Source organism: Pseudooceanicola nanhaiensis DSM 18065 (assembly GCF_000688295.1).
Classification (GTDB): Bacteria; Pseudomonadota; Alphaproteobacteria; order Rhodobacterales; family Rhodobacteraceae; genus Pseudooceanicola; species Pseudooceanicola nanhaiensis.
Genome location: NZ_JHZF01000011.1, coordinates 1,623,069 through 1,644,636, shown reverse-complemented (window position 1 = coordinate 1,644,636; position 21,568 = coordinate 1,623,069). Strand labels below are relative to the sequence as shown.

Annotated in this window: 20 protein-coding genes; 15 read left to right on the top strand and 5 right to left on the bottom strand. The window is 68.2% G+C overall.

Going from position 1 to position 21,568, the window contains the following annotated elements; genetic code table 11:
- Positions 1-44 precede the first annotated feature (44 nt).
- The 3 genes from Q344_RS0109050 (at position 45) to Q344_RS0109040 (ending at position 1,873) form a co-directional block, all read left to right on the top strand.
- Positions 45-515 (top strand): DUF1203 domain-containing protein, encoded by a 471-nt coding sequence (locus tag Q344_RS0109050; RefSeq protein ID WP_028286411.1) that lies wholly within the window; start codon positions 45-47, stop codon positions 513-515.
- A gap of 77 nt (positions 516-592) precedes the next feature.
- A complete protein-coding gene (locus Q344_RS0109045; RefSeq protein ID WP_028286410.1) occupies positions 593-1,060 on the top strand; it encodes a GNAT family N-acetyltransferase in 468 nt (155 codons plus the stop codon).
- Between the two features lie 45 nt (positions 1,061-1,105).
- Positions 1,106-1,873 (top strand): BglII/BstYI family type II restriction endonuclease, encoded by a 768-nt coding sequence (locus Q344_RS0109040; RefSeq protein ID WP_028286409.1) that lies wholly within the window; start codon positions 1,106-1,108, stop codon positions 1,871-1,873.
- Positions 1,874-2,004: 131 nt separating this feature from the next.
- Here the strand turns inward: Q344_RS0109040 and Q344_RS0109035 are convergent, their stop codons facing one another.
- The 4 genes from Q344_RS0109035 to Q344_RS0109020 form a co-directional block, all read right to left on the bottom strand.
- Positions 2,005-2,637: an MT-A70 family methyltransferase gene (locus Q344_RS0109035; protein WP_028286408.1), complete on the bottom strand. Its 633-nt coding sequence runs from the start codon at positions 2,635-2,637 to the stop codon at positions 2,005-2,007.
- 85 nt (positions 2,638-2,722) lie between these two features.
- The gene (locus tag Q344_RS0109030) at positions 2,723-4,588 is read right to left on the bottom strand and encodes a cation:proton antiporter domain-containing protein (RefSeq protein ID WP_028286407.1); all 1,866 of its coding nucleotides are present in this window, start codon (positions 4,586-4,588) and stop codon (positions 2,723-2,725) included.
- 112 nt (positions 4,589-4,700) lie between these two features.
- Positions 4,701-5,633 (bottom strand): ketopantoate reductase family protein, encoded by a 933-nt coding sequence (locus Q344_RS0109025; protein ID WP_028286406.1) that lies wholly within the window; start codon positions 5,631-5,633, stop codon positions 4,701-4,703.
- Between the two features lie 54 nt (positions 5,634-5,687).
- Complete coding sequence (locus Q344_RS0109020) at positions 5,688-6,143, bottom strand: Lrp/AsnC family transcriptional regulator (protein ID WP_028286405.1); 456 nt, start codon at positions 6,141-6,143, stop codon at positions 5,688-5,690.
- A 213-nt stretch (positions 6,144-6,356) separates the two neighbouring features.
- On the opposite strand from Q344_RS0109020, the gene dnaG reads away from it, so the two are divergent.
- The 7 genes from dnaG (at position 6,357) to ribD (ending at position 13,689) form a co-directional block, all read left to right on the top strand.
- Positions 6,357-8,321, top strand: coding sequence for a DNA primase (gene dnaG / locus Q344_RS0109015; RefSeq protein ID WP_028286404.1), 1,965 nt, complete (start codon positions 6,357-6,359; stop codon positions 8,319-8,321).
- 136 nt (positions 8,322-8,457) lie between these two features.
- Positions 8,458-10,431, top strand: a complete 1,974-nt coding sequence (rpoD, locus tag Q344_RS0109010) for an RNA polymerase sigma factor RpoD (protein ID WP_028286403.1) — start codon at positions 8,458-8,460, stop codon at positions 10,429-10,431.
- A gap of 410 nt (positions 10,432-10,841) precedes the next feature.
- On the top strand, positions 10,842-11,114 hold the full coding sequence (locus tag Q344_RS0109005) for a hypothetical protein (protein WP_028286402.1): 273 nt from the start codon (positions 10,842-10,844) through the stop codon (positions 11,112-11,114).
- A gap of 93 nt (positions 11,115-11,207) precedes the next feature.
- Complete coding sequence (locus Q344_RS0109000; protein WP_156954654.1) at positions 11,208-11,537, top strand: hypothetical protein; 330 nt, start codon at positions 11,208-11,210, stop codon at positions 11,535-11,537.
- Positions 11,538-11,586: 49 nt separating this feature from the next.
- Positions 11,587-12,003: a secondary thiamine-phosphate synthase enzyme YjbQ gene (locus tag Q344_RS0108995; protein WP_028286400.1), complete on the top strand. Its 417-nt coding sequence runs from the start codon at positions 11,587-11,589 to the stop codon at positions 12,001-12,003.
- A gap of 97 nt (positions 12,004-12,100) precedes the next feature.
- Positions 12,101-12,577 (top strand): transcriptional regulator NrdR, encoded by a 477-nt coding sequence (gene nrdR / locus Q344_RS0108990; RefSeq protein WP_028286399.1) that lies wholly within the window; start codon positions 12,101-12,103, stop codon positions 12,575-12,577.
- Positions 12,578-12,615: 38 nt separating this feature from the next.
- Positions 12,616-13,689 (top strand): bifunctional diaminohydroxyphosphoribosylaminopyrimidine deaminase/5-amino-6-(5-phosphoribosylamino)uracil reductase RibD, encoded by a 1,074-nt coding sequence (gene ribD / locus Q344_RS0108985; protein ID WP_028286398.1) that lies wholly within the window; start codon positions 12,616-12,618, stop codon positions 13,687-13,689.
- Positions 13,690-13,719: 30 nt separating this feature from the next.
- Here the strand turns inward: ribD and Q344_RS0108980 are convergent, their stop codons facing one another.
- Positions 13,720-14,904 (bottom strand): cytochrome P450, encoded by a 1,185-nt coding sequence (locus Q344_RS0108980; protein WP_028286397.1) that lies wholly within the window; start codon positions 14,902-14,904, stop codon positions 13,720-13,722.
- 58 nt (positions 14,905-14,962) lie between these two features.
- On the opposite strand from Q344_RS0108980, the gene Q344_RS0108975 reads away from it, so the two are divergent.
- The 5 genes from Q344_RS0108975 to Q344_RS0108955 all read left to right on the top strand — a co-directional run bounded on the left by Q344_RS0108975 (position 14,963) and on the right by Q344_RS0108955 (position 21,560).
- On the top strand, positions 14,963-16,708 hold the full coding sequence (locus Q344_RS0108975) for a sensor histidine kinase (protein ID WP_229669153.1): 1,746 nt from the start codon (positions 14,963-14,965) through the stop codon (positions 16,706-16,708).
- A 166-nt stretch (positions 16,709-16,874) separates the two neighbouring features.
- On the top strand, positions 16,875-18,107 hold the full coding sequence (locus Q344_RS0108970) for a sigma-54-dependent transcriptional regulator (protein ID WP_028286395.1): 1,233 nt from the start codon (positions 16,875-16,877) through the stop codon (positions 18,105-18,107).
- Positions 18,108-18,328: 221 nt separating this feature from the next.
- Positions 18,329-19,339, top strand: a complete 1,011-nt coding sequence (locus tag Q344_RS0108965; protein WP_028286394.1) for a DctP family TRAP transporter solute-binding subunit — start codon at positions 18,329-18,331, stop codon at positions 19,337-19,339.
- Positions 19,340-19,490: 151 nt separating this feature from the next.
- On the top strand, positions 19,491-20,162 hold the full coding sequence (locus Q344_RS0108960) for a TRAP transporter small permease (protein ID WP_028286393.1): 672 nt from the start codon (positions 19,491-19,493) through the stop codon (positions 20,160-20,162).
- A 3-nt stretch (positions 20,163-20,165) separates the two neighbouring features.
- Positions 20,166-21,560, top strand: coding sequence for a TRAP transporter large permease (locus Q344_RS0108955; protein WP_028286392.1), 1,395 nt, complete (start codon positions 20,166-20,168; stop codon positions 21,558-21,560).
- The last annotated feature ends 8 nt before the right edge of the window (positions 21,561-21,568 follow it).

Here is a 21,568-nt window from a genome sequence, read left to right as displayed (position 1 = left end):
AGGGCGGGGCGTAGCTCTCGTGGGACACCCACGGAGACACCGCGATGACCTTCCAGATCCACGCCCTCGACGACACCCCCTTCCGTCCCTACTACGATCTCACCGACGAAGACCTCGCCGCCCGCGGCGCCCGCCGCGTCGTGGCCGAGGCCCATCCCGGCTACCCTTGCCGGGTGAGCCTCGCCGAGGCGGAAGTGGGCGACCGGCTGATCCTGCTGCACCACGAATACCAGCCCGCGCTTTCGCCCTATCGCGGGTCCCATGCGATCTTCGTCCGGGAACACGCCGAACAGGCCCATCCCGCGCCGGGCGAGGTGCCGTTCTCGCTGACGTCGCGGCTGCTGTCGGTCCGGGCCTTCGATGCAGATGACATGATGATCGACGCCGAGGTGCTGGAGGGGGAGGGGCTGTCCGCGCTGCTCGAGACCTGGTTCGAGCGGGCGGAGGTGGCCTATGTCCATATGCACAATGCGCGCCGCGGCTGCTATGCCGCGCGGGCGACGCGCGCGGGCTGAACCCGCCCCGGGGGTTGCACTCCCCCCTCGGCCCGTGCGAGACGCGCGCCCGCACGCAACCGAGCCGAGGAGGGGACATGTCCCTCACCATCCGCCGCAACCGGGAGCGCGACCTGGAGCCGCTCTCCCGCCTGCTGACCGACGAGGGCGAGCTGACCCTCGTGAATCCGAACGCCGGGTTTCCGTTCGATCCGCTGGAATGGAACGAGAAATGGCTGGGCGATCTGCATGACGAGAGCTTCTACATCCTCGATGCCGCGGGCAACGAGGTGGGCTTCTTCGCGCTCCGCGTCGGGGCCGGGCCCGAGATCCGGCACCTGACCTACGTCTTCGTCGCCGAGGAGGCGCGCGGCGGCGCGGGCGCGGTCATGGCGGACTTCGTCGAGACGGCGGCCCGGGACCTGGGCGCGCTGACGATCACGCTGAAATGCGAGCTCGACAACGCCCCCGCGCTCAATGCCTATCTCTCGGCCGGCTACGAGGAGCTGTCGCGCCGCGACGGGATGGCGACGATGCGGCTGGATCTCGACGGCGGGCTTGCCTAGGACGCTCAGGCGGGACCCCGAAGGGGGGCGCCGCCGGAGAGAGACATGTTCGACACCCTGACCGACCTCGGCTTCGATCTTGCCGCGACCAACCATGCCGAGGCCATCCTGACCCAGGACTTCCCCGGTGAGCTGGCCGAGCTCGAGGCGATTCTCGCCGGGTTCCGCATCTCGATGCCCGAGCTCGTGGGCGGCGGGGGCGGAGAGAGCGGCCAGACCCAGCGTCTGCGGCGCGCGCTCGACCGGTCCGGCTGGCGGAAACACAATTTCGCGGTCCAGACCATCGTCGACGGCGTGGTGCGGGAGGCGATCAGCCACGAGATCGACCACGTGAAACGCGGCGGGGCCGGGGTGCTGGCGCTGGAGATCGAATGGAACAACAAGGATCCGTTCTTCGACCGGGACCTCGAGAACTTCCAGCGGCTGCATGCGCAATCGGCGATCTCGCTGGGGGTGATCGTGACCCGCGGCGCCTCGATGCAGGAGGGGTTCCGGGAGCGGATCACCGATTGGCTCCGGGCGCATGACCTGTCGTCGGAGGGCGATCTCGAGCGGCTCGGCATCGGGGACCGGACGGCGCGGCAGAAGGCCAAGGTGGCCGCCCAGGTCGCGCGCGGGGTGCCCTTCCACGAGGCCTTCGCCGGTTTCTTCGTGCAGGACAAGTTCGGCCCCTCGACGACGCATTGGGCCAAGCTGGAGGATCGCGTGCGGCGCGGGGTGGGAAACCCCTGTCCGCTGGTGCTGATCGGAATGCCGCTCGGGATCCTCTCGGACCTGGCGCCGGAGGGCGAGGCGGAGGCGCGGTTGCTCTGAGCGGGGTCCGATCCGGCGGAAGGCCGCTGGCGCGGCCTGCATTATCCATTTTCCGGGAGGGGGGGCGCTGCCCCCGTCGGGCCGTTGGCCCGACTCCCCCGGGATATTTGGGGCAAGAGGAAGCGGGGGCCCTATTCGGCGGCGACGGAGGAATTGTAGCTGTAGGTCTTCCAGCCGGGCTTGTAATCGGCGTCGGCCTGGTTGCCCCAGACGGTCCAGCCTTCGCGGATGCCGCGGCCGAAGAGTTCGAGGTAGGGGCCCCAGGAGCAGCTCTCGATCAGCTCGTATTGTTCGTCGGGCTTGCGGGAATGTTCCCGCTTTCGGGTCTGGAGCATGTTGACCTGGCGCCGGCCGGCGTCGAGCGTGCGGGCGTTCCTGCCGCGGGTGCCGAAGAGCAGGAGCTCTGTCACGTTGCGGAAGTAGAAGCCCACGCCGCGCCCGTCCGAGCCGCCGTCCTTGCGGATCTTGTGCCAGACGATGTTCGACTTGTAGTCGAATCCCCAGGCGTTCAGCACCTGCAGACCCTCGGGCAGGAGCGCGTTCGGCACCCACATGTAGCAATGCGCCCGGTCCTCGAGGTGGTCGGCGACCGGCAGCGCGCAGATCTCCTCGAGCGTCATGGTGGGATAGCGCGAGAGGCGCTTGTGCTCGGGCGCGACCTTGCCGGTGCGGTTGGTGAAGCGCCACGGCGGGTCCGCCATCACGGTGCCGAAGCGGGCACCGTCGAGGAATTTGCGCAGGTCTTGCGAAGGGGAGCCAGTCATATCCAACATATAGCTTGAGCCCCGCCTGCCTGTCCATGAAAAGCCTTGCGAACATAGCGCGAACAAGGGCCCGATGGCAAGGGGATCAGGCGACGTCCCTGTCGTGGGCGGCGAGCTGGGCGAGGAGCGCGGCCTCGAGATCCTTCTCGAGCTCGCGGGAGCGGGCGATGTATTCCTCGTTCTTGTGGGCCGGGAGGTCGGGGTCCCAGAGCTCGGCCAGTTCGCGCATCGTGTGGCGGTCGTGGTGGTAGAAGGTGTCCTGCGCCTCGGCGGCCTCGTATTCGGTGAGGCCCACGTTTTCCAGCACGTAGCGCCCGGCCCGGAGCGAGCTGTCGAACATCTCGCGCACGATGTCGTCGGCGCCGGCGCGGTAGAGCTGGTAGACATGGGTCCGGTCGCGGGCGCGGGCGACGATATGCAGGTCCGGGCGCAGCTTGCGGGCATATTCCACCAGCCGCGTCGTGGCGTCGTGGTCGTCCATCGCCGCGACCAGCACGCGGGCCCTGGCGATCCCGGCGGCGCGCAGGATGTCGGGGCGCGAGGGGTCGCCGAAATAGCCCTTCATCCCGAAGCGGCGCATCACCTCGATCGTCGCGGGGTCGTGGTCCAGCACCACGGTCTTGAAGCCGGAGGAGACCACCAGCCGGTTCACGATCTGCCCGAAGCGGCCGATGCCCGCGATGATGACCGGGCCGTTTTCCTCGATCTCGTCGGGGTCGCGGTCATAGCCCGCGTCGGTCAGCCTGCGCGAGATCAGGTCGTAGAGGATGAAGCCCAGGGGCGTGAGCAGCATGGTGACGGCGATCGCGAGCAGGACCGTCTGGCTGAGCGTCGCGTCGAGCACCCCGGTCTTGCGCGAGAAGGAGACGAGCACGAAGCCGAATTCGCCGGCCTGGGCCAGCGACAGGGTGAAGAGCGCGAGGTTGTGGCCGCGCAGCTTGAACATGCGCCCCAGCCCGTAGAGCACCACGGCCTTCGCCAGCATCACCGCCACCGCCATGCCGATGATCAGCCCGGGATCGCGGAACAGGATGGTGAAGTTGATGCCCGCGCCGACGGTGATGAAGAAGAGCCCGAGCAGCAGGCCCTTGAACGGTTCGAGGTCGGTCTCGAGCTCGTGGCGGAATTCGGAGTTGGCGAGCACGACCCCTGCGAGGAAGGCGCCGAGCGCGGGCGACAGGCCGACGAGCATCATCAGGAAGGCGATCCCCACGACGATGAGGAGCGAGACGGCGGTGTACATCTCGCGCAGGCGCGCGCCGTGGATGAAGCGGAAGAGCGGGCCGGTCAGGTAGACGCCGGCGAGGATGACGACCCCGACCGCGCCGAGGGTCACGAGGGTCACGCCCCAGCCGGGCAGGCCCTCGACGATCGACATGGTCGCGTGGTGCTCCTCGGCCACCGTGCCGATGGAGCCGTCGGGGTGGATCACCGCCGCCGCACCGACCGCGAGCAGCGGCAGCAGCGCGAGGATCGGGATCACCGCGATGTCCTGCGTCAGCAGGACCGAGAAGGCGGAGCGGCCGCCCTGGGTCTGCATCAGCCCCTTCTCGGAGAGCGTCTGGAGCACGATGGCGGTGGAGGAGAGCGCGAAGACCAGCCCGACCGCGATCGCCGTCTGCCACGGGATCCAGATCGTCGCGACCGCGGCGACGGCGAGCGTGGTCAGCAGGAGCTGGAGCCCGCCCAGCCCGATCAGCCTGTGCCGCATGTCCCAGAGCGCGCGGGGCTCGAGCTCGAGTCCGATGATGAAGAGCATCATCACCACGCCGAATTCGGCGAAATGCTGGAGATCCTCGGTCTCGTTCCCGACGAGTCCCAGCACCGGGCCGATCACGATCCCCGCCAGCAGGTAGCCCAGCACCGATCCCAGCCCGAGCCGGGCCGCGATCGGCACGGCCACCACCGCCGCCATGAGATAGATCGTCGCCTGGAAGAGGAATCCGTCCATGAATCGTCCGCTCTGGAAGTCGCTTCGAGCCTAACACGCCCCCCCGCCCTTACCAGCGGGAATGGCCCGGGGCGAGGGGCTGTCGCGCCCCGTGGTCAACGCCTTGGCTGCGTCACGCCGATCCGGCCGCCAGCCGGTCCGCCATCGGCTTGAGCGCGGCATAGAGGACCGAGTGGATGGGCGTCGGCACGCCGAATTTTTCGCCCAGGCGGACGACATCGCCGCTGAGGTATTCGTGCTCGAGCGGCTTGCCCCGGTTGAGGTCGTCGAGCATCGAGGCGTGCATGTCGTAGGGCAGCTTCTCGACGAAGTCCCAGTTTTCGGCGATCACGCTCTCGGGCAGGTCCGGCACGGCGGCGCGGCCGACGTGGTAGGCCTCGGCGGTGGCGTCGTAGAAGAGCCTGGCCGAGACCGGGTTCTCGCGCAGCGGGCCGATGTCCATGCGGGTGAGCGTGGTCATCGAGGCCAGCGCGCTCTGACCCACGAACTTGGACCACAGCTCGTGCATGATGTTGTCCGAGACGATGGGCGTGGTGCCGGAGGCCGCCATCGCCTCGGCAAGGCGCCGGCAGCGGTCGGAGGGGTTGCCGTCGACCTCGCCGAAGATCAGCCGGTCGAGCATGGCGGTGTGGCGGATCACGCCGGGCTCCGCGATCTCGCCGGGCGTGCGGGCGACACCGGGGACGACATGCCCGGGCCCGACGATGGCGCCAAGCCGTTCCCAGGCGGAAATGCCGTTCTGGCAGGTGACGATCAGCGTGTCGGGGCCGATCATCGGCCTGATGGCTGCGGCCGCGGTTTCGACGTCGCCGTTCTTGACCATGAACAGGATGACGTCGCAGGGGCCGACCTCTGCCGGATCGTCGGTGGCCAGGACATTTGGCAGGACCGCGTCGCCCTTCGGGCTGAGGATGCGCAGCCCCTGCGCCTTCATCGCCGCCAGATGCGCGCCGCGGGCGATCATCCAGACCTCGTGCCCGTCCGCCGCCAGCCTGCCGCCGAAGAACCCTCCGAGCGCGCCCGCGCCCATCACGCCGATTTTCATCTCAGACCCTCCGTTTTCGGCCATCTTGGTCGGTGGGGCGGAGCGTGTCCATGCTCAGAGCGGCAGAGGCGCGTCCTGCTTGCACTGGTCCATCACGATCTGGCTCTGCACCCGTGTCACCACGTCATGGGCCAGAAGCACGTCGTGGATCAGGGTGTGCAGCGCCCGGAGGTCGGCGCAATAGACACGGAGCAGGTAATCGGCCTCTCCGGTCAGCGTCCAGGCCGAGACGATCTCGGGCCGGGTGGTCACGAGCCTTGCGAAGGCCCTGGAATGCTCGGGCCCGTGGGTGCGGAGCTGGACCTGCACGAAGGCCTGGATGGCGAGACCGAGGCGTTCGGGATCGAGCCGCGCGCGGTAGTTCTGGATATAGCCCTCGGCCTCAAGTCGCTGCCGCCGGCGGCCGGCCTGCGAGGGCGAGAGGTTCAGCCGCTCGCCCAGCTCCTGCGCCGTGAGATGCGCGTCCTGCTGGAGGGCGGAGAGAAGTTTCTTGTCGGTCTCGTCGATCATGCGTGGTGTCCGCGCTGTCCGGGGTTTCCGCGCGGGGTCTGCGCGCGGTTCTGCGAGCATCACGCAAGAGCGCGCGGATTTCCAGACGGCCCGGGGCAGACCCACGCCGATGCCGCGCCGCCCCGTCCGCCGGAGGCCGCGCCCCGACGTCGCGCCTTAACGTGCTGGCAATCCATCTGGTCCCGCCGGGGCGAATCCCGGTATAACCGCGCAATGGCACTGCCCCCCGGATTCCTGGATGAACTGCGTACCCGCACCTCGCTGGCCCAGGTGGCCGGGCGGAAGGTCATGTGGGACATGCGCAAGTCCAACCAGGCCAAGGGCGACTGGTGGGCGCCTTGCCCCTTCCACCAGGAAAAAAGCGCGTCATTCCACGTGGATGACAAGAAGGGCTTCTATTACTGCTTCGGCTGTCACGCGAAGGGGGACATCTTCTCCTTCGTGCGCGAGACCGAGAATGTCGAGTTCATGGAGGCGGTCGAGATCCTCGCCCGCGACGCCGGCATGCAGATCCCCGCGCGCGATCCCCGGGCGCAGGAACGGGTGGACCGCGGCAAGCAGCTCGTCGAAGTGATGGAGGCGGCGCTGCGCCATTACCGGATGCAGCTCGGCACCGGGGCGGCGGCGGGGGCGCGGGAGTATCTCGAACGTCGCGGGCTCGACCGCAAGGCGCTCGACCGGTTCGAGATCGGCTTCGCACCGGATGTCCGCCAGGGGGCCTTCCAGGCGCTGACCGGGCAGGGGATCGAGCCGAAGCTCATCATCGAGGCCGGGATCTGTGCCGTGCCCGATGGCGGCGGCACGCCCTATGACCGGTTCCGCGGCCGGATCATGTTCCCGATCCGGGACGCCCGCGGCCGCTGCATCGCCTTCGGCGGCCGGGCGATGGACCCCAATGCCAAGGCGAAATACTACAATTCCCCCGAGACGCCGCTCTTCGACAAGAGCCGCTCGGTCTACAACCTCGGCCCCGCGCGCGAGGCCGCCGGCAAGGGCGCCCCGCTGATCCTGGCCGAGGGCTACATGGACGTGATCGCGCTCAGCGAGGCGGGATTCGGCGGGGCCGTGGCGCCTCTGGGGACGGCGGTGACGCCCGACCAGCTCCAGATGCTCTGGCGCGTGGCGCCCGAGCCGGTGGTCTGCCTCGACGGTGACGCGGCGGGGCTGCGGGCCGCCTACCGGGTGATCGACCTCGCCATGCCGCTGCTCGAGGCCGGGCGTTCCCTGCGCTTCGCGCTGATGCCCGAGGGCAAGGACCCGGACGACCTGATCCGCGCGGAGGGCGCGCAGGCGATGCAGAAGGTGCTCGACGGCGCGATGCCCATGGTCGACCTGCTCTGGCGGCAGGAGACGGAAGGCAAGAGCTTCGACAGCCCCGAACGGCGCGCGGCGCTCGACAAGGCGCTGGCCGACCGCACCGGGCTGATCCGCGATCCGGGGCTCAGGCGGCATTACGACGATGCGCTGAAGGACCTGAAATGGCAGCTCTTCCGGCGCAAGCCAAAGGCCCAGGGGCAGGGCCAGCGGCGCGAGTGGCAGCCGGGCCGCAAGGGCGCGACCTTCATCGCGCCCTCGATGCCGACCACGCGCAACTCGCGTCTCGTGAAGGCCGGGGCGGGGGCCGAGGACCACCTGCGCGAGGCCGTGATCCTGGCCGCGCTGATCTCGACCCCCGAGGTTTTCGGCGAATTCGAAAGCCAGCTCGAACGGCTCGAATGCCGCGACACGCTGCACGGGACCATCCTGCACACGCTGCTCGCCTATGGCCACGACGGGGCCGAGACAATTCGAAGCGAAATTTCCCGTATCGTCGGGGAGGCGGCGCTTGAAAGCCTGCTCTCCGACCCCCATGTGGCGCTCACCCCCCCGGTAAGACGTCCCGGAGATGCCGAGGCCGCGCGACTCTGCCTGGCCGAGGAGCTGGCCAAGCTGCAATCGTCCCGGGGGCTCGCCGCCGAGATCGCCGAGGCCGAGGACGAGATGCTCGGGCAGGCGGACGAGGCCGTGACATGGCGCCTGTCCCAGGCGACCCGCGCGCGCCATTCGGTGGGGCAGGGATTCGGGGAGGACAAGGCCGAATACGACACGGGCGAGAACGGCGCCCGAATCAACCGTGCCGAGAGAGAGGCCCTCGACAGCCTTCTCGAGGCGATTCGTTTTTCCAAATCGCGCAAATAGGCCGCGCATGGTTAGGAAAGACCAAAAGATAACAGGGTAAACGGGTGTGCCAGCCAAAGAATCGCGCTATTGATTCGGGTCAACCGAATTGATTCGCGCCCCGGCACTATCCGGCACCTGAGCAGGAGCTTCTCGCATGGCCGCCAAGGACACCGACGACACCCCGCAGACCGACGAATCCGAAGCCGAGGTCTCGCTCGACATGAGCCAGACCCGGGTGAAGAAGATGATCTCGGAAGCGCGGGAGAAGGGGTTCATCACCTACGACCAGCTGAACCAGGTCCTTCCCCCGGACCAGGTGTCCTCGGAGCAGATCGAGGACGTGATGTCGATGCTCTCCGAGATGGGCATCAACATCATCGAGGACGAGGAAGCCGAGGAAGAGGAAGGCAAATCCACCGCCGTGGTCGAGACGAACTCGAACCGCGACGTGGCCGTCTCCTCGGGCGGGAACGAGAAGCTCGACCGCACGGACGATCCGGTCCGGATGTACCTGCGCGAGATGGGCTCGGTCGAACTGCTCAGCCGCGAGGGCGAGATCGCCATCGCCAAGCGGATCGAGGCCGGCCGGAACACGATGATCGCCGGGCTCTGCGAAAGCCCGCTGACCTTCCAGGCGATCACCATCTGGCGGGACGAACTTCTGAGCGAAGACATCCTGTTGCGCGACGTCATTGATCTTGAGACGACGTTCGGCAACACGATGGGAGACGAGGAAGAGCCGGTCGTCGCGGCCAATGTCTCGACCGCGCCCAAGCGGGAATCGAACGAGCCCGAACTCGACGCCGACGGCAATCCGATCAACCGCGATGACGACGAGGACGAGGACGAGCAGGCGAACATGTCGCTCGCCGCGATGGAAGCCGCGCTGAAGCCCCGGGTTCTGGAGACGCTCGACCGGATCGCCAACGATTACGTTCTGCTCTCCGAGCTGCAGGACAGCCGGATCAGCGCCACGCTGAACGAGGACGGGTCCTTCTCCGAGAAGGAAGAGGCGCGCTACCAGAAACTTCGCTCTGAAATCGTGAAGTTGGTGAACGAACTTCACCTGCACAACAACCGTATCGAGGCGCTGATCGACCAGCTCTACGGCATCAACCGCCGGATCATGTCGATCGACAGCGCGATGGTGAAGCTGGCCGACCAGGCCCGGATCAACCGCCGGGAATTCGTCGACGAATACCGCGGCCACGAGCTTGACCCCAACTGGCTCGACCGGATGGGCGAGAAGCCGGGCCGCGGCTGGCAGATGTTCATCGAACGCTCGACCTCCAAGGTCGAGGAGCTGCGTGCCGACATGGCGCAGGTCGGCCAGTATGTCGGCCTCGACATCACCGAGTTCCGGCGCATCGTCCAGCAGGTCCAGAAGGGCGAGAAGGAGGCCCGGCAGGCCAAGAAGGAAATGGTGGAAGCGAACCTTCGCCTCGTCATCTCCATCGCCAAGAAATACACAAACCGCGGCCTGCAATTCCTTGATCTCATTCAGGAAGGCAACATCGGCCTGATGAAGGCCGTGGACAAGTTCGAATACCGTCGCGGTTACAAGTTCTCGACATATGCGACCTGGTGGATCCGTCAGGCCATCACCCGCTCGATCGCCGACCAGGCGCGGACGATCCGTATCCCGGTCCACATGATCGAGACGATCAACAAGCTGGTCCGCACCGGTCGCCAGATGCTCCACGAGATCGGCCGCGAGCCGACGCCGGAGGAGCTGGCCGAAAAGCTGCAGATGCCGCTCGAGAAGGTCCGCAAGGTGATGAAGATCGCCAAGGAGCCGATCTCGCTCGAAACCCCGATCGGGGACGAGGAAGACAGCCAGCTCGGCGATTTCATCGAGGACAAGAACGCGATCCTGCCGCTCGACTCGGCCATTCAGGAGAACCTGAAGGAGACGACGACCCGCGTGCTGGCCTCGCTCACCCCGCGCGAGGAGCGGGTTCTGCGGATGCGCTTCGGCATCGGCATGAACACCGACCACACGCTGGAAGAGGTGGGCCAGCAGTTCAGCGTGACCCGCGAGCGGATCCGCCAGATCGAGGCCAAGGCGCTGCGCAAGCTCAAGCACCCGAGCCGGTCGCGCAAGCTGCGGTCGTTCCTCGACCAGTAAGCCGCTTCCGCGCCGCTCGGGCCGGTCCTCAGGCCCTCACGACAGACACCCGCAGTCGGCGCCCCGGCTGCGGGTGATTCGTTTCCGGGAGAGGCGATAGCGCATCATCCCGCGGGTCTTGCCGGAGGCGGGACCGGGGTGCGGCCTCTCAGGCTCCGGGGGGATGTCTTTCCGCGACAGGGGTGGGGCCCGAGCGTGTCGCTTTTGCGCCGCCTGCCGCCCTGGCGGCGCGAGCCGGATGGCACCCGGCCCCCCAATCCGAAGCGTTTTTGCATCACCCGTCCGGGGTATGGATTCCCCGACTATCTGACGTCGCGGCCGCGGGTGTAAATTGATCGTGTACGAAGGCCGCGGGCGAAACTCCGTCCGGACCTTCGACGTTGCTTCTCCGATTTCAAGGAGGATTCGGAATGCGCCGCGCCGCTGTGCTGGTTCTTGCCCTGATGACCGCGACCGCCTCGGCGGCCTGGGCTGCCTATTCGTCCCTGCCGATGGACGATCTGCTGCGTCCCGACATGACGATGCCGTCCGGCACCATCACGATCACCGTGCCCGCGGAAGATCTGTCCCGCTGCATCGCGACGCTGGTGCAGGTCATGCAGATGCCGGTGGAGCCGGAGCTCGTGACCGGCATTTCCGTCTCCATGCCGGAAGCTCCGTCGGTCCGCTGCGCCGCCGAGTGATCCGTGACGGCGAAAAATCGCCTTTTCGTAAACATGTCATGGAACCTATCGATGTGAGGTGCGTTATGCCTTCCGCATCAAGGGGGGACATCCATGCCACGCACCATCCCAGGAACCGCCCGTTTCGCCGCGACGAGCCTTCTCGCCGCGTCAGTACTCTTGGTCGGCCTTCCCCTCGCGGCCGAGGAGGCAGGCGACGAGATGACGCTGGGCTCCCTCATCCCGACCGATGCGATCCGGATCGAGGTCGCCCCGGGCAGCCTCAACGAATGCGCCCCGCTGATGTCCTGGGCCTTCAACCTGCCGTCCGAGTCGGCGGGCTTCGGGCCGTTCCTGCCCGGCGTGCCCGTCGGCTACGGGCCGACCTGCGCGGTGATCCCGCAGACCGCCCCCGCGAGCTATTCGCTGACCGGGACCGAGTGACAGGGTCGCTGCCGGCCGGCGTCGACAGGCGTCTCGGCGCGGAAGCCGCATGTCCCAGACCGAATTCACCATAAACACCGAAGGTCCGGGGCTCTACGAGTTCACCGGCGAGGTGCGTGACTGGCTCTCGGGGCAGGGCACCGGCCTGCTGACGCTTTTCGTGCGCCACACATCGGCCTCGCTCCTGATCCAGGAGAATGCGGACCCCGAGGTTCGGACGGACCTCACGGAATTCCTGCATCGGCTCGTTCCGCCTTCGGACGACCCCTCGATGCGCTACCTCACCCACACCTACGAGGGGCCGGACGACATGCCCGCCCATATCAAGGCCGCTTTGCTGCCGGTGTCGCTGGCGATCCCCGTGTCGGACGGGCGGCCCGTGCTGGGCACGTGGCAGGGGATTTACATTGTCGAACATCGGCTTGCCCCGCACACCCGACGTGTCGCGGCACATTTCGTCGGGTGAATTCTGCTCTACCCAAAACCATGTGGAGCCCCTATAGTGGCTGTGGACAAGTGGGGCGCGACCCCACGGACAGGTAAGAAAACAAGGGAACAGGGCGATGCGCTGTCCGTTTTGCGGCAATGTCGATACGCAGGTGAAGGATTCTCGGCCGGCGGAGGACCATGTCTCGATCCGGCGGCGGCGGTTCTGCCCTGCCTGCGGCGGGCGGTTCACCACCTATGAACGGGTGCAGCTGCGCGATCTCGTGGTCATCAAGTCGAACGGACGGCGCGAGGATTTCGACCGCGACAAGCTCGAGCGTTCGATCCGCATCGCCCTGCAGAAGCGCCCGATCGAGCCGGAGCGGATGGACCAGATGATCTCCGGGATCGTGCGCCGGCTCGAGAGCATGGGCGAGACGGACATTCCCTCGAAGACCATCGGCGAGATCGTCATGGAAAGCCTCGCCCGGATCGACACGGTCGCCTACGTGCGCTTCGCCTCCGTCTACAAGAACTTCCAGGCCGCGGACGATTTCGACAAGTTCGTCAGCGAGTTGCGCCCGACGGCCAAGGCGGCCGAGCGCGAGGAATAGGCCCCGGCATGTCCGGGGCCGCCATCGACATCCGATACATGAAGCTGGCCCTGTCGCTCGGGCGGCGGGGCATGGGCCAGGTCTGGCCCAACCCGGCCGTGGGCTGCGTCATTGTGCGTGACGGCCGCGTGGTCGGCCGCGGCTGGACCCAGCCCCGCGGGCGCCCGCATGCCGAGGTGGAGGCGCTGGCCCGCGCCGGCGCGGCGGCGCGCGGCGCGACCGCCTACGTGACGCTGGAACCCTGCGCCCATCACGGCAAGACCCCGCCCTGTGCCGACGCGCTGGTCAAGGCCGGGGTGGGCCGGGTCGTCGCGGCGCTGGAGGACACCGACCCCCGGGTGGCCGGGCAGGGGTTCGCAAGGCTGCGCGCCGCGGGGATCGAGGTGGTCACCGGCGTCTGCGCGGAGGAGGCCGCCCGGGATCACGCCGGGTTCTTCCACCGGACCGACCTCGGCCGGCCCTTCGTGACGCTCAAGCTTGCCTCGAGCTTTGACGGCCGGATCGCGACGGCGAGCGGCGAAAGCCAGTGGATCACCGGTCCCGGCGCGCGGCGCCTGGTGCATGCGATGCGGATGCGCCACGACGCCGTGATGGTGGGGGCGGGCACGGCGCGGGCCGATGACCCTGCGCTGACCGTGCGCGACATGGGGGTCGCGCGGCAGCCGGTCCGGGTGGTGGTCTCGCGCCACCTCGACCTGCCGCTGATGTCGGGACTGGCGCGGACGGCGCGGCAGGTGCCGGTCTGGCTCTGCCACGGACCCGACGTCGACCGCGAGAAGCTGCGGACATGGGAGGATCTTGGCGCGAAGCTCATCGCCTGCCGCCTCGTGGGGCGGAGCCTCGACGCCGCCTCGGTGCTCGAGGGGCTGGGAACGGCCGGGCTGACACGTGTCTTCTGCGAAGGCGGCGGGGCGCTTGCGGCTTCGCTCCTGCAGGCCGACCTCGTCGACGAACTGGTCGGCATGACCGCCGGCGTCGTGCTGGGGGCCGAGGGGCGGCCCGCGATCGGCGCCCTCGGGATCGGACGGCTGGCCGAGGCGCCGCGGTTCCGGTTGCGCGACGTCAGGACATCGGGGCCGGACCTCGTGCATGTCTGGGAAAAGGGCGAATAGGCCCGAACCCGCGGCCGAGGACCGAGCACCTCAGCCCCGTGCCACCACCAGCCGCTCCAGCCCGTGGAAATGGTAGAGATCCGCGTAGCGCGGCATCTCGGTCAGCCTCAGCCCGGGGCAGCGTGCGAAGAGCTTCGGCAGCGCCACCTGCATCTCCAGCCGCGCCAGCGGCGCACCGACGCAGAAATGCGCGCCGGCGCCGAAGCTCGTGTTCGTCTTGACCGGACGGGAGGGATCGAAGACCTCCGGATCCTCCCAGACCTGCGGGTCGCGGTTCGCGGCGCCAAGCAGAAGCGCGATCCGGTCGCCGCGCCGGAAGGGGCGGCCCATGACGTCGAGATCCTCGTAGATCCAGCGGGTGAACATGTGCAGCGGCGGGTCGTGGCGGAGGATCTCCTCCACCGTGGCCTCGACCCGGTCGGGCGTCAGCACCTCCGCTCCCATCCCGTGCTCGAGCAGCGTCTTCACGCCGTTGCCCGTCGCGTGCACCGTCGCCTCGTGGCCCGCGTTCAGCAGCAGGATGCAGGTCGAGATCAGCTCGTCGGTCGAGAGCCGCTCGCCGTCCTCCTCGGCCGCGATCAGCTGGGTGATGAGGTCGTCGGCGGGGCGCGTGCGGCGCTCCTCGACATAGCCGCGCAGGAACGCGGCGAAATCCGAGGCCGCCTGGCAGGCCGCCGCCTCGATCTCCGGGGTCCGCCGGGCCTGGTACATCGCGACCATGGCGTTCGACCATCCGAGCAGGTCGTCGGCCATGCTCTCGGGCACGCCGAGCAGACGGGTGATCACGATCACCGGGATCCGGTTGGCATAGGCCGGGATCAGGTCGAAGGGCCCTTCGGGGAAATCGTCGATGAGCGTGTCGCAGAGCGCCGCGATCTCGGGGCCGAGCCCGGCGATCCGGCGCGAGGTGAAGGCCTGCAGCACCAGCCGCCGCAGCCGGGTGTGCCGGGGCGCCTCGAGCTCCAGCATCGAATGGGCCTCGACCTCGTAGAAGGCGCGCAGCCGCTCGGGGATCACGGGCGCGCATTCCGGCGGCGCCTCGCGGCCCATCCGGCGGTCCTTCAGGCAATGCGCCACGGCGGCATGCGAGAAGGCGGCGGTCATGCCGTACTCCTCCCAATGATGCAGCGGCCCCTCGGCGCGGGCGGCGGCGTAGAACGGGTAGGGGTCCTGCACGAAGGCGGGATCGGTCGGGGATTGGCGAAGCGTGCTCATGCCCGCCTTCTGTGCCGACGGCCTTCCCAAGGCAAGGGGCGGCACGTAGATTGCCGGGATGATGAAGGCAACCGGCATCCGGCGCGGCCTCGGGCTGCTTGCGGTGGTCGTCGCGGTGGCGGCGATCGCGGCGGGCGTGCTGCGCTATGGCTACATGCAGGCGCTGGACGGGCTCTCGCAACGGGGCGAGGCCGACCTTGCGCTGGCCTCGGACCGGCTGACCGGGCAGGTCCAGCGCTACCGCGACCTCGCGGTCCTGATGGCGACGCATCCCGCCCTCGACGCGCCCGGGACGGGCGAGGCGGACGCGGTCCTGCTGCATGCGGCGGACCGGACCAGCGTGCTCAACATCCTCTCGGTCGACATGAGCGGCGAGGTCCGGGCCGCGGCCCATTCACCGCAACCCGCGGCGGTGGCCGAGCTTCTGGCCTCGGATTTCTTCCACCGCGCGGGCGAGGGGGCGCTCGGCTTCGGGCACGGGATCGATCCGGGGCTCGGCACGCGCGCCTTCTACATCGCCGCGCCCCGCTTCCGCGAGGACGGCGGCGTGCAGGGCGCGCTGATCGTGGCGGTGGACGTGGAGGCGCTGGAACGCGAATGGCGCGGCGACCGGCCGGCGGTCTTCTTCGTGGACGACGCGGGCGAGGTCTTCATCTCGAACCGCTCCGAGATCCTGCTCTGGCAGCGGGCGGACGTGGGCCTCGCCCCCGCCGTGGGCCCGGCCCCCGGGTTCCGCCGCGCGATGATGGAGGGGCACGAGCTCTGGGTGACGGATTGGGGGCCCTACCTGCCGAAGACGGGGCTGCACCTCGTGCAGGATCTGCCCCAGATCGGGATGCGGGCCGAGGCGCTGGTGGACGTCGCACCCGCCCGGCGGCTGGCGGGGCTGCAGGCAGCGGTCGTGGCCCTCGTGGGGCTCGCGGTGGCGGCGATCCTCTTCTGGCTTGTCGAGCGGCGGCAGGTGCTGGCGCAGGCCAATGCGACTCTGGAAAGCCGGGTCGCGGCGCGGACGGCCGAGCTTTCGGGGGCCAACATCGCCCTGCGCCGCGAGGTCGCGGAGCGGCAGGAGGCGGAAGCCGCGCTGAAGAAGGCGCAGGCCGATCTGGTGCAGGCCGGGAAGATGTCGGCGCTCGGGCAGATGTCGGCCGGGATCTCGCACGAGCTGAACCAGCCGCTGATGGCGATTTCCCAGTTTGCCGAGAACGGTGCGGTCCTGCTCGAGCGCGGCAAGACCGAGGCCGCCGAGGGCAACCTGCGCCGGATCGCCGAGCTGGCCGGCCGCATGGGCCGGATCATCCGGAACCTGCGCGCCTTCGCCCGGCAGGAGAACGAGCCGGTGCGCCGGATCGACGTGGTGGCCGTCGTGGAGAGCGCGCTCGAGATGACCGAGGCGCGGCTGGCCAAGGACGGGATCGCGGTCGACTGGACCCCGCCGGCTCAGGCGGTCTGGGCCATGGGCGGCGAGGTGCGGCTGGGGCAGGTGCTGGTGAACCTCATCTCGAACGCGGCGGACGCGATGGCGGGACAGACGGAGAAACGGCTCGTGGTCCGCGTGGAGGAGGGGGCGGGCACCGTGATCCGCGTGCGCGACACCGGGCCGGGCATCGAGGCGCCGGAGAAGATCTTCGATCCGTTCTATTCCACGAAGGAGGTTGGCGCCTCCGAGGGGATGGGGCTCGGCCTGTCGATCTCCTACGGCATGGTGCAGAGCTTCGGCGGCGCGATCCGGGGCCGCAACGCCATCGAGGGCGGGGCGGAGTTCTCGGTCGAGCTGGAGCCATGGCGCGGGGAGCAAGCGGCGTGAGCACGATTTGCCCTTCCATGGATTGGCGCGCCAACATCGCCACCCGCGCCCGCCCGGGCCCATGGCCCGGGCAGCGCCTGCCTGCCCCCCGGCAGGCGCTTTCGCGCCCGCTCAGGCAGGCGCTGCCCTCTGTCGGACTCGGGCCGGTGCAGCTGGAGGGCCAGAAATGATCCGCCGCGTCCTCCTCGTCGACGACGACGCCGCCGTGCGCGAGGCGCTCGGCCAGACGCTGGAACTCGCCGACCTGACCCCGCAGCGCGCGGGCTCCTTCATCGAGGCGAAGGACCACATCGCGCCCGGTTTCGAGGGCGTGATCCTGTCCGACATCCGCATGCCCGGGCGCGACGGCTTCCACCTGCTGAGCTACACCCAGGAGGTCGATCCCGAACTGCCGGTGATCCTGCTGACCGGCGAGGGCGACATTCCGATGGCCGTCGAGGCGATGAAGCAGGGCGCCTTCGGCTTCCTCGAGAAACCCTGCGCGAGCGCCGACCTGATGCCCGTGATCGAACGCGCGCTGAAGACCCGGGCGCTGGTGCTCGAGAACCGGCGCCTGAAGGCGCAGCTTGAAACCGGGGACCCGGCGGCGCGGCTGATCTTCGGTTCCTCCGAGATGTCCGAGCGGCTGCGCGAGCAGGTCCGCCGCGCCGGGGCCGCGCGGGCCGAGGTGCTGATCACCGGGGCGCCGGGGGCGGGGATCTCGAAGGTGGCCGAGGTCGTGCACCTGATGTCCGCCGCCGCCCGCCGACCCTTCGTCAAGCGGCCCGCAGCCGGTCTGACGCGCGAGAGCTTCGAGGCCGCCTGTCACGAGGCGGAGGGCGGGGCGCTCTTCCTCGACGAGGTGGCGGCGATGCCGCGCGACACGCAGTTCGCGGTGACCGAGTGGCTGGAGCAGGGCGGCGGCACGCGGCTGATCGCGGGCACCTCCACCGATCTCGCCCCGAAGCTCGAGGCGGGAGAGTTCAGCCCGGACCTCTTCTACCGGCTCGACGTGATGCGCGTGCGGATCCCCGCGCTGTCCGAGCGGCCCGAGGATATCCCCGTCATGTTCCGGCAGTACGTCGCGCAGGCGGCGGAACAGGCGGGCCTGCCGGCCCCCGAGATCACCGAGGAGGTGGTCGCTAGGCTGATGGCGCGCGACTGGCCCGGCAACGCCCGCGCCCTGATGAGCGAGGCGATGCGCTTCGTGCTGGGCATGAACGCGCCCGAAGCCGGCGACGCCGAGGGGGATCTGGGTCTCGCCGAACAGATGGCGCAAGTCGAACGCTCGCTGCTGGCGGCCGCGCTGCGCCGCCACGAAGGGCACGCCAGCGCTGCGGCTCTTTCCCTGAAACTGCCGCGCAAGACCTTCTACGACAAGCTCGCCCGCTACGGGCTCAGGCCCGACGACTTCAGATAGTGTGCGGAATTCCGCACACTGCCTGCCGCCCGCGTGCGGGATCCCGCACGGCCTGGTCTGCGGCATTCGCGGGAGTGTCATTCAAGCTATTGATAATATTGGGGTGATATGGATTCTTCACCATCCTCTTTCACCCGCTTGTGACGATTTCCGGCATCGGCATATTTCCTCCCAAGGGTAACTGCCCTCAGATTCGACTGACCCATTGGGAGGAGACACCGATGAAATTCCTGACCACCGCCGCGACGGCCCTGGCCCTGTCCGTGACCGCGCATGTGGCTGCGGCCGACACCGCGGGCTGCGACGACGGCGAGACCGTCATCAAATTCGCCCACGTCACCAACACCGACAAGCATCCCAAGGGCATCGCCGCCGAGATGCTGAAGGAGCGCGTGAACGAGGAGATGGAAGGCAAGGCCTGCATGGAGGTCTATCCGAACTCCACCCTCTACAACGACGACCAGGTGCTCGAGGCGATGCTGCAGGGCGACGTCCAGCTGGCCGCCCCGTCGCTGTCGAAGTTCGAGACCTTCACCAAGCAGTTCCGCCTCTTCGACCTGCCGTTCATGTTCAAGAACATCGAGGCCGTGGATGCCTTCCAGCAATCCGACGCCGGGCAGGCGATGCTCGATTCGATGCAGAAGCGCGGCCTGCAGGGCCTGGCCTACTGGCACAACGGCATGAAGCAGATGTCGGCCAACAAGCCGCTCATCATGCCCGAGGACGCACAGGGCCTGAAGTTCCGCGTGCAGCCGTCCGACGTGCTGGTGGCGCAGATGGAAGCAATCGGCGGCTCGCCGCAGAAGATGGCCTTCTCGGAAGTCTACGGCGCGCTCCAGCAGGGTGTCGTGGACGGGCAGGAGAACACCTGGTCCAACATCTACGGCCAGAAGTTCTTCGAGGTGCAGGACGGCACCACCGAGACCAACCACGGCGTGATCGACTACCTCGTCGTCGCCTCGGTCGACTGGCTGGACAGCCTCGATGAAGATGTCCGCGACCAGTTCACGACCATCCTGAACGAGGTCAGCCAAGAGCGGAACGCCGCGGTCAACGAGGTCGACATGGAAGCCCGTCAGGCGATCCTGGATGCCGGCGCCGAGATCCGCGAACTGGACGCCGACCAGCGCCAGGCATGGGTCGACGCGATGAAGCCGGTCTGGGAGCAGTTCACCGCCGACGTCGGCCAGGAGAACATCGACGCGGCCCAGGCCATCAACGCCGGTCTCTGATCGGCGCCAGCGGTCGCAAACGCCATGAGGGGGCGCGGGACAGAAGAAGCCCGCGCCCCCACGTGCAACCGCCGCCCCGTCTGCCGTGGCACGCAGGTGTCGCGCAGGCGGGCGCTTGGAAAGGTCTGGACTTTCAACAGGGGGGAGGCCGATGCATCCGGCTCCGGGACATAGACTTGTCGATCGCGTCGAGGAGGCGCTGATCGCGTTCATTCTGGGCGCCATGGCGCTCATCACCTTCGCCAACGTGGTGGCGCGCTACGTGTTCAACTCGAACATCCTCTGGGCGCTGGAAACCACGGTCTTCCTGTTCGGCTGGATGGTGCTGCTCGGCGCGTCCTATTGCGTGAAGAAGAGCGCCCATCTGGGCGTCGACGTGGTGGTCGAGATGGTGAGCCTGAGCGCCCGCCGCCTGCTGGCGCTGGTCGCGGTGGCGGTCTGCATCGCCTACAGCTTCCTGCTCCTGAAGGGCGCCTGGGATTATTGGGCAAACTTCGCCAACCTGCCGCAGACGCTCGGCCGCTGGTTCCCGCTGGGCTTCGAGGAGAACTTCCGTCCGAAAGCCTGGTACGAGGTGAACGACATCCCGAACCCCGCCATGCTGAACTTCCTCGAAACGCTTATGAACGACGGCGATCCCTACGAGAAGCTGCCGCGCTTCATTCCCTACGCGGTGCTGCCGCTCTCGATGGCGCTGCTGCTCTACCGCTTCGTGCAGGCCGCGATCCTGATCTGGAAAGGGCGGCTCGACCGTCTGGTCGCCAGCCACGAGGTCGAGGACGAGCTGGCCGAGGTCCGCGCGCAGCGCGGCGAGGAGGTCTGAATCATGGACGTGCTCATCCTTTTCGTCATGGTCGTGGGCCTGATGCTGATCGGCGTGCCGATCGCCGTCTCGCTCGGCTTCTCGTCGATCCTGTTCCTGCTGTGGTTCTCGGACACCTCGCTCGCCTCCATCGCGCAGACGCTGATGCAGGCCTTCGTGGGCCATTACACGCTGCTCGCGATCCCGTTCTTCATCCTCGCCTCGTCCTTCATGTCGACGGGCGGCGTGGCCAAGCGGATCATCCGCTTCTCCATCGCCTGCGTCGGCCACCTGCGCGGCGGTCTCGCCATCGCGGGCGTCTTCGCCTGCATGATCTTCGCCGCGCTCTCGGGCTCCTCGCCCGCGACGGTCGTCGCCATCGGCTCCATCGTCATCGCGGCGATGACCCAGGCGGGCTACACCAAGGACTTCGCGGCGGGCGTCATCTGCAACGCGGGCACGCTCGGGATCCTGATCCCGCCGTCGATCGTGATGGTCGTCTACGCCACCGCCACCGACGTCTCGGTCGGGCGGATGTTCCTCGGCGGCGTGATCCCCGGCCTCATGGCGGGCACGATGCTGATGCTCGCGATCTGGATCATGGCACGGGTCCGCAACATGCCCGCGGGCGACTGGCTGGGCTGGGGCGAGATCTGGGCCTCGTTCCGCGACGCCTTCTGGGGGCTGATGCTGATCGTCATCATCATGGTCGGCATCTACGGCATCCCCGGCATCACCGGCGCGATCTTCACCCCGACCGAGGCCGCGGCCGTCGCCTCCATCTATGCCTTCATCGCGGCGGTCTTCATCTACCGCGACATGGGCCCGCTCAGCAGCCAGGGCGAGGGGAAGAACAGCACGCTCCTGCACAGGCCGCAGGCCCTGCTGACGGCCTTCTGGCACGAGGACACCCGCCGCACGCTCTTCGAGGCGGGCAAGCTGACGGTCACGCTGATGTTCGTGATCGCCAATGCGCTGATCCTGAAGCACGTGCTGACCGACGAGCAGATCCCCCAGAAGGTGGCCGAGGCAATGCTTTCGGCCGGCTTCGGCAAGGTGATGTTCCTGATCGTGGTGAACGTGATCCTGCTGATCGGCGGCCAGTTCATGGAGCCCTCGGGCCTTCTGGTCATCGTCGCGCCGCTGGTCTTCCCGATCGCCATCGAGCTCGGGGTCGATCCGATCCACCTCGGGATCATCATGGTGGTGAACATGGAGATCGGGATGATCACGCCGCCGGTGGGTCTGAACCTCTTCGTCACCTCCGGCGTGGCGGGGATGTCGATGATGCGGGTCGTGAAGGCGGCGCTGCCGTTCCTCGGCGTGCTCTTCGTCTTCCTGATCATGGTGACCTACATCCCGATCCTCAGCACCTGGCTGCCGACGCTGATGATGGGGCCCGAGATCATCACCCGATAGTGAAACGA

Bases quoted from the DNA above. Each gene is read 5' to 3' on its own strand.
- Q344_RS0109050 (WP_028286411.1), top strand. From the start codon at position 45: ATGACCTTCCAGATCCACGCCCTCGACGACACCCCCTTCCGTCCCTAC.
- Q344_RS0109045 (WP_028286410.1), top strand. From the start codon at position 593: ATGTCCCTCACCATCCGCCGCAACCGGGAGCGCGACCTGGAGCCGCTC.
- Q344_RS0109040 (WP_028286409.1), top strand. From the start codon at position 1,106: ATGTTCGACACCCTGACCGACCTCGGCTTCGATCTTGCCGCGACCAAC.
- Q344_RS0109035 (WP_028286408.1), bottom strand. From the start codon at position 2,637: ATGACTGGCTCCCCTTCGCAAGACCTGCGCAAATTCCTCGACGGTGCC.
- Q344_RS0109030 (WP_028286407.1), bottom strand. From the start codon at position 4,588: ATGGACGGATTCCTCTTCCAGGCGACGATCTATCTCATGGCGGCGGTG.
- Q344_RS0109025 (WP_028286406.1), bottom strand. From the start codon at position 5,633: ATGAAAATCGGCGTGATGGGCGCGGGCGCGCTCGGAGGGTTCTTCGGC.
- Q344_RS0109020 (WP_028286405.1), bottom strand. From the start codon at position 6,143: ATGATCGACGAGACCGACAAGAAACTTCTCTCCGCCCTCCAGCAGGAC.
- dnaG (WP_028286404.1), top strand. From the start codon at position 6,357: ATGGCACTGCCCCCCGGATTCCTGGATGAACTGCGTACCCGCACCTCG.
- rpoD (WP_028286403.1), top strand. From the start codon at position 8,458: ATGGCCGCCAAGGACACCGACGACACCCCGCAGACCGACGAATCCGAA.
- Q344_RS0109005 (WP_028286402.1), top strand. From the start codon at position 10,842: ATGCGCCGCGCCGCTGTGCTGGTTCTTGCCCTGATGACCGCGACCGCC.
- Q344_RS0109000 (WP_156954654.1), top strand. From the start codon at position 11,208: ATGCCACGCACCATCCCAGGAACCGCCCGTTTCGCCGCGACGAGCCTT.
- Q344_RS0108995 (WP_028286400.1), top strand. From the start codon at position 11,587: ATGTCCCAGACCGAATTCACCATAAACACCGAAGGTCCGGGGCTCTAC.
- nrdR (WP_028286399.1), top strand. From the start codon at position 12,101: ATGCGCTGTCCGTTTTGCGGCAATGTCGATACGCAGGTGAAGGATTCT.
- ribD (WP_028286398.1), top strand. From the start codon at position 12,616: ATGAAGCTGGCCCTGTCGCTCGGGCGGCGGGGCATGGGCCAGGTCTGG.
- Q344_RS0108980 (WP_028286397.1), bottom strand. From the start codon at position 14,904: ATGAGCACGCTTCGCCAATCCCCGACCGATCCCGCCTTCGTGCAGGAC.
- Q344_RS0108975 (WP_229669153.1), top strand. From the start codon at position 14,963: ATGATGAAGGCAACCGGCATCCGGCGCGGCCTCGGGCTGCTTGCGGTG.
- Q344_RS0108970 (WP_028286395.1), top strand. From the start codon at position 16,875: ATGATCCGCCGCGTCCTCCTCGTCGACGACGACGCCGCCGTGCGCGAG.
- Q344_RS0108965 (WP_028286394.1), top strand. From the start codon at position 18,329: ATGAAATTCCTGACCACCGCCGCGACGGCCCTGGCCCTGTCCGTGACC.
- Q344_RS0108960 (WP_028286393.1), top strand. From the start codon at position 19,491: ATGCATCCGGCTCCGGGACATAGACTTGTCGATCGCGTCGAGGAGGCG.
- Q344_RS0108955 (WP_028286392.1), top strand. From the start codon at position 20,166: ATGGACGTGCTCATCCTTTTCGTCATGGTCGTGGGCCTGATGCTGATC.